The 13,933-nt window shown below is 72.0% G+C and carries 8 protein-coding genes, 1 tRNA gene and 2 pseudogenes; 1 reads left to right on the top strand and 10 read right to left on the bottom strand.

Translation table 11 applies throughout. The features are described 5' to 3' along the window. Positions 1-14: 14 nt before the first annotated feature. Entirely contained in the window at positions 15-161 is a 147-nt protein-coding gene (locus tag ACIQ6R_RS34680; protein WP_404225823.1) for a hypothetical protein, read from the bottom strand. 56 nt (positions 162-217) lie between these two features. On the opposite strand from ACIQ6R_RS34680, the pseudogene ACIQ6R_RS34685 reads away from it, so the two are divergent. Further along, positions 218-382: pseudogene (locus ACIQ6R_RS34685) on the top strand (IS110 family transposase); the annotation flags it as partial. 63 nt (positions 383-445) lie between these two features. On the opposite strand, the pseudogene ACIQ6R_RS34690 reads toward ACIQ6R_RS34685, so the two are convergent. The 9 genes and pseudogenes from ACIQ6R_RS34690 to ACIQ6R_RS34730 form a co-directional block, all read right to left on the bottom strand. After that, positions 446-718, bottom strand: a pseudogene (locus ACIQ6R_RS34690) (Zn-binding domain-containing protein); the annotation flags it as partial. Positions 719-1,065: 347 nt separating this feature from the next. Continuing rightward, positions 1,066-1,139, bottom strand: a tRNA-Thr gene (locus ACIQ6R_RS34695). Between the two features lie 119 nt (positions 1,140-1,258). Beyond that, entirely contained in the window at positions 1,259-2,920 is a 1,662-nt protein-coding gene (locus ACIQ6R_RS34700) for an alpha/beta hydrolase (RefSeq protein WP_404225825.1), read from the bottom strand. Positions 2,921-3,009: 89 nt separating this feature from the next. Continuing rightward, positions 3,010-4,215 (bottom strand): DNA polymerase III subunit delta', encoded by a 1,206-nt coding sequence (locus ACIQ6R_RS34705; protein WP_404185953.1) that lies wholly within the window; start codon positions 4,213-4,215, stop codon positions 3,010-3,012. 179 nt (positions 4,216-4,394) lie between these two features. Then, on the bottom strand, positions 4,395-7,835 hold the full coding sequence (gene tmk / locus ACIQ6R_RS34710) for a dTMP kinase (RefSeq protein WP_404225826.1): 3,441 nt from the start codon (positions 7,833-7,835) through the stop codon (positions 4,395-4,397). Positions 7,836-7,971: 136 nt separating this feature from the next. After that, on the bottom strand, positions 7,972-10,827 hold the full coding sequence (gene topA, locus ACIQ6R_RS34715; RefSeq protein WP_404225827.1) for a type I DNA topoisomerase: 2,856 nt from the start codon (positions 10,825-10,827) through the stop codon (positions 7,972-7,974). A gap of 270 nt (positions 10,828-11,097) precedes the next feature. Beyond that, positions 11,098-11,295 carry a hypothetical protein gene (locus ACIQ6R_RS34720; protein ID WP_404185957.1) on the bottom strand — a complete coding sequence of 66 codons (198 nt, stop codon included), beginning with the start codon at positions 11,293-11,295 and terminating at the stop codon, positions 11,098-11,100. 342 nt (positions 11,296-11,637) lie between these two features. Continuing rightward, the gene (locus tag ACIQ6R_RS34725; protein WP_404225829.1) at positions 11,638-13,155 is read right to left on the bottom strand and encodes a methyltransferase; all 1,518 of its coding nucleotides are present in this window, start codon (positions 13,153-13,155) and stop codon (positions 11,638-11,640) included. A gap of 49 nt (positions 13,156-13,204) precedes the next feature. Continuing rightward, entirely contained in the window at positions 13,205-13,795 is a 591-nt protein-coding gene (locus tag ACIQ6R_RS34730; protein WP_404185961.1) for a small secreted protein, read from the bottom strand. Between the last annotated feature and the right edge of the window lie 138 nt (positions 13,796-13,933).

Consider the following 13,933-nt stretch of genomic DNA (forward strand, 5'->3'; position numbering starts at 1 on the left):
GGTCGGTAGAGATCTCATACTGTGGACTCGGGGTTCGCGGTGGCGAGGTAGTGGCTGGTCTCGCATTCGATGGCCGGGATGTGACCTATTTCACCGTGCAGTCGGCGGTGGCCGTACCAGTCGTCCCACTCGGCCGCGCCGATGCCGAAGGGTTCAAGCAATTGTGGGGCCGCGTGGTGGACCGGATCGGCGATCCTTTTCGTCAGGTCCTTGACCTCCCGCCTCCCGCTCCTACTACGACAAGCAACGCGCCCGCGGAAAAACCCACACCCGGGCCCTCCTCCGCGTCGCCCGCCAGCGCATCAGCGTCCTGTTCGCCATGCTCCGCGACGGCACCTTCTACGAATCTCGGACGCCGAAGGACGTCGAGCTCGCCGCATAACCTCAACAACCCCGAACTACCCCAAACCCGACAGAGATGCCTTGACGAAGGACATAGAGGCACCCCCCGCTTGTGCAGAGGCTCATTGCCGTTGCCGCACTTGGGGGACTGGATGCAGGACGGGCAACCGGCGTCGCACTCGCAGGAGGCGATGGCCTCCCGGGTGGCCGCGAGCCAGTCGCGGGCCGTGTGGAAGGCGCGCTCGGCGAAGCCCGCACCGCCGGGGTGGCCGTCGTGGACGAAGACCCTCGGGGGCAGCGTGTCGGGGTGCAGGGGGACCGGCACACCGCCGATGTCCCAGCGGTCGCACGTCGCGAACAGGGGCAGCATGCCGATCGGGCACGGGCAACTGTCAGAACGGCACAAGCCCGAGATCGCCAAGCCCAGGTCACGGATAACCCAACTGGCCCCAGGACTCGGACGCCCCGCAAGAATCTGACGTTTCATCACGCACAGCTGTCCCCCGGCTGTCCACCGGAGGCATCGCGCACCAGACGAATTCCGCAACTCAGCCGATCAAAACAGCAGGTCACAGCCTTGCGGCCACCTATCGGGCGACTGCGAGTAAACTCGCGACCTACGCATTACAATGCGTAGCCCGCACATGCCCGATTTACCCGGGATTCGAGGTCACCCGAAATAAAAAACCCCAGGCCAGAGACCCGGCCTGGGGTTTACCTCAGAGCCGCCTTCGGGATTCGAACCCGAGACCTACGCATTACGAGTGCGTTGCTCTGGCCATCTGAGCTAAGGCGGCGTGCGCTGTGCACCATGGTGCGATCAGCAACGTCGGTAAGTCTACACAGTTTCCGAGGGTGCTTCGTACCCGCCCCGGAGGCTGAGGCTCCGAGGCGGGCAGGGCGGTCGCCGGGGCGGCTACGAGCAGCGTTTGCCGTCTTCCGGCGCGGTGCCGCGCAGCAGGTAGGTGTTGATCGCGGAGTCGATGCAGGTGCTGCCGCGACCGTAGGCGGTGTGGCCGTCGCCCTCGTAGGTGAGGAGGCGGCCGGAGGCGAGCTGACCGGCCAGGGCCTCGGCCCAGCGGTACGGGGTGGCCGGGTCGCGGGTGGTGCCGACCACGACGATCGGGGTAGCGCCGGCGGCCACGATGCGGTGCGGCTCACCCGTGGGCTCCACCGGCCAGTACGCGCAGTTCAGGGAGGACCAGGCGAGGCCCTCGCCGAAGACCGGGGACGCCTTCTCGAAGTCGGGGAGCGCCTCTCGCACCTCGTCCGGGGAGGTGAAGGCCGCGGGGAGGTCCAGGCAGTTCACGGCGGCGTTGGCGAACATCAGGTTGCTGTAGCCGCCGTCGGCCTCGCGCTCGTAGTAGCTGTCGGACAGGACCAGCAGACCGGCGCCGTCGTTCTCCTTCATCGCCGAGGTCAGCGACTCGCGCAGCTGCTGCCAGGCGCCCTCGTCGTACATCGCCGCGATCACGCCGGTGGTGGCCAGTGACTCGGTGAGCTTGCGGCCGTCCGCGTCGCCGGTGGGGATGGGCTTGGCGTCCAGGTCGTCGAAGAAGGCCTTCAGGTTCTTGCCGACCTGGTCGGGAGTGGTGCCCTTGCCGCCGAGGGGGCAGTCGGGCTGCCGTACGCAGTCCTTCGCGAAGGACTGGAACGCCGTCTCGAAGCCCGCCGTCTGCTCCATGTTCAGCCGGCGTGCGGGCAGTGACGGGTCCATCGCGCCGTCCAGGACCAGGCGGCCCGCCCGGTCCGGGAACAGGCCGGCATACGTCGCACCGAGGAAGGTGCCGTACGACGCGCCCACGTAGGTCAGCTTCTCGTCGCCGAGCACGGCCCGCAGGATGTCCATGTCACGGGCCGCCTCGACGGTCGACACGTGACGCAGCAGTTTCGGCGCGTCCGCTCCGCAGCCCTCGGCGAACTTCTGGTAGGCGTCGACCAGCTTGTCCGCCTCGGCCTCGTCGTCCGGGGTGACGTCCGTCCGCGTGTACGCGTCCATCTCGCGGCCGTCGAGGCACTCGATGGGCTCGCTGCGGGCCACGCCGCGCGGGTCGACCGCCACCATGTCGTACTGGGCGCGGACCTCCTCCGGGTAGCCGATGCCCGCGTACTGCTGGAGGTAGCCGATCGCCGAACCGCCCGGCCCGCCCGGGTTCACCAACAGGGAGCCGAGCCGCTTGTCCGGGCCGGTGGCCTTCTTGCGGGCCACGGCGAGCCGGACGTCTCCCTCGGTCGGCTTCGCGTAGTCGAGCGGGGCCTTCATGGTGGCGCACTGGAAACCGGGGACGCCGCAGTCGCGCCAGCTCAGCTGCTGCTCGTAGTACGGCGCCAGCGCGGAGGGCGTGGCCTGCGGCAGAGCGGCCAGGGTCGCCTTTGCCGCCTCCGTCGATCCGGCCGCCTCCGCCGCCGAGCCGGCCGACGTCGACGCGCCCCCGGCCGAGCAGGCGGTGGCGAGCAGGGCGGCGGCCAGGAGTGTGGCTCCGGTACGGGTCCTGCCGGTACGAGTTCCGCCGGTACGAGTTCCGCCGATGCGGGTCCTGCCGATGCGGGCCCTGCGGTGAGTGCGCCTTGTGTGCATTCAGCGAGCGTAACTCTCCGCAACGACATCGATGCGGTGTGTGCTCGACGTGCCCCGTACGAGTTACGCCGTCAACACCCCTCGCAGGGTCAGCCCGCTCTGAGCGCCATCGCCATCGCCTCGACCGCGAGAAGCGGCGGCACATTGCGGTCGAGGGCCTCTCCGCAGGCGGCGATCGCCTCGATGCGGCGCAGGGTGGACTCCGGTGAGCTGCCGCGGGCGAGACGGTCCAGGGCTTCCTCGGCGTCGGCGTTGGCGATCGCCACACGGGAGCCGAGCTGGAGGGCGAGGACGTCGCGGTAGAAGGCGGTGAGTTCGGTCAGGGCGAGGTCGAGGCTGTTGCGTTGGGTGCGCGTTCTGCGGCGCTTCTGGTTCTCCTCCAGGTCCTTCATCACGCTCGCCGTGCCGCGCGGCAGCCGGCCGCCCTGTGCCGCGCCCAGGGCTGCCTTCAGTTCCTCGGTCTCCTTGGTGTCCATCTCCTCGGCGAGCTGCTTGGCGTCCTCCGCCGCGGCGTCGACCAGTTCCTGGGCCGCCTTGAGGGCACCGCCGACGTCCTCGACCCGCAGCGGCAGCTTCAGCACGGCGGCCCGGCGGCCCCGGGCGGCCGGGTCCGTGGCCAGGCGGCGGGCGCGGTCGATGTGGCCCTGGGTGGCGCGGGCCGCCGCGGCGGCGACGTCCGGCTCGACGCCCTCGCGTCGTACGAGCATGTCGGCGACGGCGTCGACCGACGGAGTGCGCAGGTTCAGGTGGCGGCAGCGGGAGCGGATCGTGGGCAGGACGTCCTCGACGGACGGGGCGCACAGCAGCCAGACCGTACGCGGAGCGGGTTCCTCCACGGCCTTCAGGACGGCGTTGGCGGACTTCTCGTTCAGCCGCTCGGCCTCCTCGACGAGGATGATCTGCCAGCGGCCGTTCGCGGGTGAGGTGAACGACTTGCGGACGGTGTCCCGCATGTCCGCGACGCGGATCTCCGCCCCCATGGCGACCACCGTGCTGACGTCCGCGTGCGTGCCGACGAGCGCCGTGTGGCATCCGTCGCAGAAGCCGCAGCCGGGGACGCCGCCGAGTGCGCGGTCGGGGCTCACGCACTGCAGCGCGGCGGCGAAGGCCCGCGCCGTCTGCGCCACCCCCGCACCGGGCGGGCCGGTGAACAGCCAGGCGTGCGTCATGCTCGACGTCTCGGGGAGCGGGCCGTCGGCCGCGGCGGCGGTGACGAAGGCGTCGGCGTCCCGGGCAGCGGCGGCGAGCGGTTCGCTCACCTTCTCCTGCCCGACGAGGTCGTCCCACACGGTCATGGGTCACGCCGCCCTTCCGTCACGTCCGTCATACGCCGCCGCGCCGCTTCGCACTCCGCGTCGCGTCCTCCATTGTGCGGGGCGGCACTGACAGCGGAGGCCGGGGCCGCTCCCGGCGGGGGTGGAGCGGGAGCGGCGGGCGGAGGCCGAGAGCGGACGGGAACCCGACCATCGGCCCGTCAGCCCCGGCCCCGTCCCTTCCCCCGACGGCCCTCGCCGCCGTCACGGCCGTCGCCAAGCCTGCCGTCGCCCCGGCCGCCATCGCCCCGGCCGCCATCGCCCCGGCCGCCGTCACCACGGCTACCGTCACCACGGCCACCGTCACCACGGCCACCGTCGCCCCGGCCGCCTCCGTGGTGGTCGCCGTCACGCGGGCCGAGCAGCTCGTCCGCCAGGGTCGGCAGGTCGTCCAGCGGTGTCTCCTCGGCCCAGTCCGAGCGGCGCCTGCGGGGCGGTGCCTGGTCGGGGTCGACCTGGGGCAGCTCGCGCGTGCGGTCCTGCGATTCCCCGGGCCGGTCGGCGCGAGCGGCGGGGCCGTCCTCCCGGAAGTAGCCCGGCGGAACCCGGTCGGCGGGGTCGTCCCCGCGTACGGGGGGCGGTACCGCGGTCTCGTCGGCGGCTCCCGGCGTCACGGGCGGCAGCACCGCCGTCTCGTCGGCGGCCCGCGGCTCCACCGCCGGCAGCACCGCCGTCTCGTCCGCCGTGCCCGTCGTGCCGGGCGGTGCCGGCGGCTTGGGCAGTTCGGCCGTCACCTCGGACTCGGACACGGGTGCCTCGGACACTCCGGACGCCCGGTCGTCCGGCGAGCCGGCCGAGTCCCGGGCATCAGCGGAGTCACGCGAGTCCCGCACCGGCCGCAGTACCGCCGTGTCCTCGACCGGCCCGCCGGAGGCGTTCGTCGGGGTCACGACCGGCGTCGGCACGGTCACCGCGTCCGAAGGGGCCGGAGCGGCCGACTTCGGCCGGGGCGCGTCCGCCGCGGGAGGCGCCGTCGGCCTCGGACCCGCCGCGGCCGCTGCCGCCGCCTGCTCCGCCGCCCGGCGCGCCTCCTCGGCCCGCATCAGGGCCTCCTCGGCCTTGCGCTGCTTCTCCAGGCGCCGGGCCTCGGCCTCGGCCCGCAGCCGCTCCTCCTCCTCGGCCTGCTTGCGCCGCCGTTCCTCCTCAGCCCGGCGCCGCGCCTCCTCCTCGGCCCGTGCCTTCTCCTCCGCGAGGAGCCGTGCCCGCTCCTCCTCGGCCTTCCGGCGCGCTTCCTCGGCCCGCTGCCGGGCCTCCTCGGCCTGCCGTTCGGCCTCGCGCCGCTGCGCCTCCTCCAGCTCGCGGCGCTTGCGCTCCTCCTCCTCGGCGCGCAGCCGCTCCAGCTGTTCGAGGCGCTCGCGCTCCAGGCGCTCCTCCTCGGCCTTGCGCGCGGCCTCTTCCTCGGCCTTGCGGCGCGCTTCCTCCTCGGCCTTGCGGCGTGCCTCCTCCTGGGCCTTGATCTCGGCCTCGGAAAGCGGCAGCACCTGGTCGAGCCGGTGGCGTACGACGGTGGTGACGGCCTCGGGCTCCTGGCCCGCGTCCACGACGAGGTAGCGTCCGGGGTCGGCCGCCGCCAGGGTCAGGAAACCGGAGCGCACGCGCGCGTGGAACTCGGCGGGCTCCGACTCCAGCCGGTCCGGCGCCTCGGTGAACCGCTCGCGCGCGGCCTCCGGCGCGACGTCGAGCAGGACGGTCAGGTGCGGAACGAGCCCGTTGGTCGCCCAGCGGTTGATGCGGGCGATCTCGGTCGGCGACAGGTCGCGGCCGGCGCCCTGGTAGGCCACCGAGGAGTCGATGTACCGGTCGGAGATGACCACGGCGCCGCGCTCCAGCGCGGGCCGGACCACGGTGTCGACGTGCTCCGCGCGGTCGGCGGCGTACAGCAGCGCCTCCGCACGGTGCGACAGACCGGCGCTCGACACGTCCAGCAGGATGGAGCGCAGGCGTTTGCCCACCGGGGTCGCCCCCGGCTCGCGCGTCAGCACGACCTCGTGTCCCTTGCCCCTGATCCACTCGGCGAGTGCCTCGGCCTGGGTGGACTTCCCCGCGCCGTCGCCGCCCTCCAGGGCGATGAAGAAACCAGTGGTCGCGGGCACCGGCACCGGGTCGTCGCCGCCGAGCAGCGCGTCCCGCAGGTCGTGCCGCAGCGGTACGCCGGAACGGTCGTCGACCTTGGCCAGCACCAGCGCGGCCACCGGCAGCAGCAGCGCGCCGACCAGCATCAGGACGAACGCGGCGCCGCCGTGCGCGAAGACGAACTTGCCGTTCTCCAGGCGGTGCGGCCCGATCGCCGCCGCCACCACGGGCGCGACCACCACGCCGAGTGCCACGTAGACCCGGACGACCGCGTGCAGGTGCTCGGTCGTGCGTGTCCGGCGGTGGTCCTCGGTCTCCTGGTCGAGCAGCGTGTGCCCGGTGTTGGCCGCGACGCCCGCGCCGACTCCGGCCAGCGCGAGGAGGAGCAGCACGGTGGTGTCGTCCGGGACGAGGCCAGCGGCCAGCAGGGCGACGCCGGCGAAGGCGATCGCCAGGGCCAGCAGCCGCCTACGGGACAGGGAGGGCAGCAGGGCGGGGGCCGTGCGGATGCCGACGACGACACCACCGGTCAGCGCGCCCACCATCAGCCCGTACAGCACGGGGCCGCCGCCGAGGTCCTTGGCGTGCAGCACCGCCACGGCGACCGCGGCGGCCACCACGGCGGCGACCGCCGCACAGGCGAGCACCAGCAGCGGGAGGGCGCCGGTGCGGCCCGTGTCGACGCCCGAGTCGCTCTTCGGACGGCGCATGCCCTCCAGCGGCGACCGCGCGCGCGGGGTGCGGACCCCGGGCAGCTCCAGGAAGGTCACCACGGACAGGGAGGCGGCGAACAGACCGGCCGCGACGTACGAACCGAGCGCCGCCTGGTGCTCGGCGAACCAGTCGACACCGGCGCCCAGCAGGTTGTTGAACAGCCCCGCGACGACCAGCACGGCGCCGGCCAGCGGGACCGCCACGAAGCTCGTACGCAGCGACAGGCGGCGCAGCGCGTCCATGTGGTCGGGCAGCGGTCGTACCGTCGCGCCCTCCGGGGGCGGGGCGGGCAGCAGCGCGGGCGCCGCGCTCTCCCGGCACACCGTCCAGAAGCGCTCGGCGACGCCGGTGACGAAGACGGTCACCAGGAGGACGGCGAGCGCGTCGTCCGGCGTCCAGTCGATCCACAGGGGCGCGACGATCAGCAGCGCGGCCCGCAACCCGTCGGCGCCGACCATGGTCCAGCGGCGGTCGAGCGGACCGTCCTGCGAGGTGAGTGAGGTGAGGGGCCCCAGCAGTACGGCACCGAAGAGCAGCGTCGCCAGGATGCGCACGCCGAAAACGATCGCCACTGCGAACGCCACGCCCCGGTAACCGCCGCCGAACGAGCCCGCGCCGATCGCGGCCTGGACGGCGAGGAGGACCAGCACCAGGAGGGCGAGGATGTCGCCGACACCCCCCACGAGCTGTGCGCTCCACAACCGCCTCAGCTGCGGGCGGCGCAGCAGGGCGCGGACGGCGCGCTCGCGGGAGTCCGCGACCAGGGCGTCGTCCGGGGCGGGGTGAGGGGCCGTTGGCTGCTCGGCTCGCGTCATGCGTTCAGCCTATCGGTCGCCGCCGACAGTCCGGCGTGCCCGGCCGAACGTACGCACGCCCCGACACCGAAATGATGCCGGGGCGTTCGTTCCGCGAAGAGCGCAGGAGGCTTCGCGAGGAGTCGAGGAACGGAGGTCAGTCCTCCGAAGTCTTCGACGCGGTCGCCTTCTTGGTGGCCGTCTTCTTGGTGGCGGTCTTGGCCGTGGTCGTCTTCGCGGCCGTCGTCTTGGCCGTGGTCTTCTTCGCCGCCGTGGTCTTCTTGGCCGCGGTCTTCTTCGCCGTCGCCTTCTTGGCCGGGGCCTTCTTCGCGGCGGCCTTCTTCGCCGTCTTCTTGGCAGGCCCCTTGGCGCGCTTCTCGGCGAGCAGCTCGTAGCCGCGCTCCGGTGTGATCTCCTCGACGCTGTCGCCGGAGCGCAGGGTCGCGTTGGTCTCGCCGTCGGTGACGTACGCGCCGAAGCGGCCGTCCTTGACCACGACCGGCTTCTCGCTGACCGGGTCGGTGCCCAGCTCCTTCAGCGGCGGCTTGGCCGCGGCCCGGCCACGCTGCTTGGGCTGGGCGTAGATCGCCAGCGCCTCCTCCAGCGTGATCGAGAAGAGCTGCTCCTCGGACGTCAGGGACCGGGAGTCCGTGCCCTTCTTCAGGTACGGGCCGTAGCGGCCGTTCTGCGCGGTGATCTCGACGCCCTCGGCGTCGGTGCCGACGACACGCGGCAGCGACATGAGCTTCAGGGCGTCGTCCAGGGTGACCGTGTCCAGCGCCATCGACTTGAACAGCGAGGCCGTACGCGGCTTCACGGCGTTCTTGCCGGTCTTCGGGGTGCCCTCGGGGAGCACCTCGGTGACGTACGGGCCGTAGCGGCCGTCCTTGGCGACGATGGCGTGGCCGGTGGCCGGGTCGGTGCCCAGCTCGAAGTCGCCGCTCGGCTTGGCGAGCAGTTCCTCCGCCAGCTCGACGGACAGCTCGTCCGGCGCCAGGTCCTCGGGGACGTCGGCTCGCTGGTGGTTCTCCGAGTCCTTCTCGCCACGCTCGATGTACGGGCCGTAGCGCCCGACGCGCAGCACGATGTCGTTGCCGACGGGGAAGGACGACACCTCGCGGGCGTCGATCGCGCCCAGGTCCGTCACCAGCTCCTTGAGGCCGCCGAGGTGGTCCCCGTCGCCGTTGCCCGCGTCGGCCGCGCCGCCGTTTCCGGCGCCCTCACCGAAGTAGAAACGTCGCAGCCACGGCACCGCCTGGGCCTCGCCGCGGGCGATGGCGTCGAGGTCGTCCTCCATCTTGGCGGTGAAGTCGTAGTCGACGAGCCGCCCGAAGTGCTTCTCCAGGAGGTTGACCACGGCGAAGGACAGGAAGGACGGGACGAGGGCCGTGCCCTTCTTGAAGACGTAGCCGCGGTCCAGGATCGTGCCGATGATCGACGCGTACGTCGACGGGCGGCCGATCTCGCGCTCTTCCAGCTCCTTGACCAGCGACGCCTCGGTGTAGCGGGCCGGGGGCTTGGTGGCGTGGCCGTCGACCGTGATCTCCTCGGCCGTCAGCGCGTCGCCCTCGGCGACCTGCGGCAGCCGGCGCTCGCGGTCGTCCAGCTCGGCGTTCGGGTCGTCGGCGCCCTCGACGTAGGCCTTCAGGAAGCCGTGGAAGGTGATCGTCTTGCCGGAGGCGCTGAACTCGACGTCCCGGCCGTCGGAGGCGGCGCCGCCGATCTTCACGGTGACGCTGTTGCCGGTCGCGTCCTTCATCTGGGAGGCGACGGTCCGCTTCCAGATCAGCTCGTAGAGCTTGAACTGGTCACCGGTCAGACCGGTCTCGGCGGGCGTACGGAAACGGTCGCCCGAGGGGCGGATCGCCTCGTGCGCCTCCTGCGCGTTCTTGACCTTGCCGGCGTACGTCCGCGGCTGGGCGGGCAGGTAGTCGGCGCCGTACAGCTGCGTGACCTGGGCGCGGGCGGCGGTGACCGCCGTGTCGCTCAGGGTCGTCGAGTCCGTACGCATGTAGGTGATGTAGCCGTTCTCGTACAGCTTCTGGGCGACCTGCATGGTCGCCTTGGCGCCGAAGCCGAGCTTGCGGCTCGCCTCCTGCTGGAGCGTCGTCGTACGGAACGGCGCGTACGGCGAGCGGCGGTACGGCTTGGACTCGACGGAGCGGACGGCGAAGCGCGTGTTCTCCAGCGCGGTGGCGAGCGCGCGGGCGTTCGCCTCGTCGAGGTGGAGGGTGTTCGCGCTCTTGATCCGGCCCAGGGAGTCGAAGTCGCGGCCCTGGGCGACGCGCCTGCCGTCGACGGTCTGCAGGCGGGCGACCAGCGACGACGGGTCCGACGCGTCACCGGCGCGGCCGGTCGCGAAGGTGCCCGTCAGGTCCCAGTACTCGGCGGAGCGGAACGCGATGCGCTCGCGCTCCCGCTCGACGACGAGGCGGGTGGCGACGGACTGGACGCGGCCCGCCGACAGCTTCGGCATGACCTTCTTCCACAGGACCGGCGAGACCTCGTAGCCGTAGAGGCGGTCGAGGATGCGGCGGGTCTCCTGGGCGTCGACGAGCTTCTGGTTGAGCTCGCGCGGGTTGGCCACGGCGGCCCGGATCGCGTCCTTGGTGATCTCGTGGAACACCATGCGCTTGACCGGGATCTTCGGCTTGAGGACTTCCTGGAGGTGCCAGGCGATGGCCTCGCCCTCGCGGTCCTCATCGGTGGCGAGGAAGAGCTCGTCGGAGTCCTTCAGCAGGTCCTTGAGCTTCTTGACCTGGGCCTTCTTGTCGGCGTTGACCACATAGATGGGCTGGAAGTCGTGTTCGACGTCCACACCGAGGCGGCGGACCTCGCCGGTGTACTTCTCCGGCACCTCCGCCGCCCCGCTGGGAAGGTCGCGAATGTGCCCGACGCTCGCCTCGACGACGTAGCCAGGACCGAGATAGCCCTTGATCGTCTTCGCTTTGGCAGGCGACTCGACGATGACGAGTCGACGGCCGCCGTTCGCGGTCTCGCTGGTCGGGGACAACTTCGCTCTTCTCTCCGGTCGACGCTGGGGCCTCCCCAGGCAGTGCTCCCGGGGTCGGGTCGTGCTGCGCTTCGGTCGTGACGCTGCGGAGTGTGACGGTACCTCCCGCCCCCGTGTCAAACGGGAAAAGCCCGCAACGGCCACTCGAACGGTAACCCGACGAACCCCGTTCCTGCCGCCCGGAGTGTTTACCGGCCCTGACGCGTGCATCCGGAGCGCGACCCGCCGGTTACGCGGGCGAGGATGCGGCCGGGGTCCGGAACCGGCCTCTCACACGTGCGTCAGGCACCATGCCCCGAGGACCAGCGCGACCACGGCGGCGACGCTCGCGACGGTCGCCGATGCGACGGGGCTCACACCGTGCGCGACGGGGCGGCCGTGCCGGACCCGCGTCGCGGTCCACACCAGCAGACCGGCCCCGAACAGGGCGAACACCAGTCCCGCGAAGATCGCCGGCCCACTTTCCATGGTCCCCGTGCCCCTTTTCTGCCACCCGCGAGTGTTCAGCCTCCGGGAGGCTGGCACGCGCGGGCGGCGGGCAGGCGAACCCGAGGTGAACGGGGAGCCGACGGACTCGGTGTGCCGCTGCCCGTGGCTCGTTCTTCCCGTACGGCACCCCTGTACTTCCCGTACGGCGCCCTCGTTCTTTCCGTACGGCGCCCTCGTTCTTTCCGTACGGCGCCCTCGTACTTTCCGTACGGCGCCCCCGTACTTTCCGTCTTCCCGTGCGGCGGTGGATCCGGGCGCCGCGGGGCCGCCGACGCGTCTCTACACCGGTTCGAAGCGTCTCTACGCCGGTTCGACGCGTCTCTACGCCGGTTCGAGGAAGCCCTGCTCCACCAGCAGCCGGATCTGGGCGGGCGTGCGGTCGCGCAGCGCCACCGGGTCCTCGCCCACCAGCTGGGCGATGGCGTCCAGGATGCGGCCCGCGCTCATCGTGCCGTCGCAGACGCCCGCGAAACCGGCGCCGACCGTGTCGACCCGGGTGGCCCGGCGCATGCCGCGGTTCTGGCGCAGAACGACGTGCTCCGGGTCCTCCGCGCCGGGCAGCCCGACCTGCTCCTGGACGACCTCGCCGGCCAGTGTGAAATGCGCCTCCAGCAGGGCGGCGTCGTCGTGGGCGCGCAGGTAGTCGACGCGGTCGAAGTGCGCGCGCACGGTCTCGCCGAGCGGCTGCTCGATCGGGTGCGGCCACTCCTCGGTGGTGATCGAGGGCTCGGCGGACCCGGTCCGGCGCAGTGTGATCCAGCCGAAACCGACGGCCTTGACCTTGCGCGTCTCGAACTCGTCCAGCCACGCGTCGTACCGCGCCTGGTACTCGGCCGCGTCGGCGCGATGGTCGCCCGCGTCCCTGAGCCACAGCTCGGCGTACTGCGTGACGTCCTGCACCTCGCGCTGCACGATCCAGGCGTCACAACCGCGCGGCACCCAGGAGCGCAGCCGGTCCGTCCAGTCCTCCCCCTCCACGTGCTGCCAGTTGGCGAGGAAGTGCGCGAACCCGCCCTCGTTCAGGCGCTCCCCCGTCTGCTGAACGAGCGAGCGGCACAGATCGTCCCCGCCCATCCCGCCGTCGCGGTAGGTGAGGCGGGCGCCGGGCGAGATCACGAACGGCGGGTTCGAGACGATCAGGTCGTACGTCTCGTCGTCCTCGATCGGCTCGTAGAGCGAGCCCTCGCGCAGTTCCGCGGCCGGGGCCCCGGAGAGGGCGAGCGTGAGCGCGGTGATGTGCAGCGCGCGCGGGTTGAGGTCGGTCGCCGTCACGCGCGTGGCGTGCCGGGCGGCGTGCAGCGCCTGGATGCCGGAGCCGGTGCCGAGGTCCAGGGCGGCGGAGACGGGCGTACGGACCGTGAGGCCGGCCAGCGTCATGGACGCGCCGCCGACGCCGAGGACGACGCCCTCCGCGCGGTTGCCGATGCCACCGGCGCCGCCGACCGCGCAGCCCAGGTCGGAGACGATGAACCAGTCCTCGCCGCCGGGCCCGCCGTACGGCCGTACGTCCACGGTGGCCGCCACCTCGTCGTCGCCCGCGCGGACGAGCCACCCGCTCTCCAGGCAGGCGTCGACGGGCAGGACGTCGGCCACGCGCGCGCGGGGCACGGGTTGCTGGAGCAGGAACAGCCGTACGAGCAGTTCGAGCGGCGTGTCGCCGCGGGTGGCCCGGAGCGCGGGCACGGTCTCGCTGCGCGACAGCGCCGCGTAGGCGGGGGCGCCGAGCAGCTCCAGCAGTCCGTCGGCGGTGAAGGAGGCCCCGAGCAGGGCATCCCGCAGCCGGGCGGTGACGTCGGGGCGGTCGGCGGAGGGCAGGGGGGACAGGCTGGTGTTACTCACACCCCCATTGTGGCCCTGCGGCCCCCGCCCCGCCCCCGTGCGGCAGAGGTCAGCCGGCCGCGGCCGACGGCGTCACCGAGGCCGACTTGCAGCTCTCCTGCTTGGCCATCGCCTGGCCGACATCGCCCTCCTCCAGGGCCTTCAGCGCGTCGTTGCCGCTCTTGCTGAGCTTGTTCAGCTCGGTGGCGATGTCCTTGAGGCCGTCGGCGAACTTCGCCTGGTCCTTCGTGTCGAGGTCCTCCACCTGCTTCCTCAGGGAGGCGTACGACGAGGAAAGGCCGTTGAGCTCGGTGACCGCGTCCTTCTGCTTCTTCTCACCGCCGTCGACGTCCGGCGCCCCGGCCTTCTGGACGGCGCTGCCCATCGCCTTGTAGGCGTCGGACATGTCCTGGAACGCCTTCGCGTCGGTCTTCTGGACCTCGGCCGGCGTGCTGTTGTCCGAGGTCTCCTTCTGGATCGCCGCGTTGGCCGCCTCGATCTTCTTGGCCTGCGGCTGGACGGCGTCGCAGACGTCCTTCGCCCAGGAGTCCAGCTTGTCGTTGTCGTCGCTGCTGCCGCATCCCGTCAGCGCCAGTACCAGTACCGCACCGCCGGACAGTGCGGCCGCGAGCTTCTTGTTCACCGGATTGGTCCCTTCCATGGCTCTCGGCCCCGGAACATACACGCCGGATGGGGGACACTCGCAGGACGAACATCCATTAAGACCGTATTGCAGCCATTTGCACCAAGAGAGAGAAGGCTCACGGTGAGGGGCGCACGCACGCACGACGCGGGCGGA

The organism is Streptomyces sp. NPDC096048 (genome assembly GCF_044763415.1).
Lineage (GTDB): Bacteria > Actinomycetota > Actinomycetes > Streptomycetales > Streptomycetaceae > Streptomyces.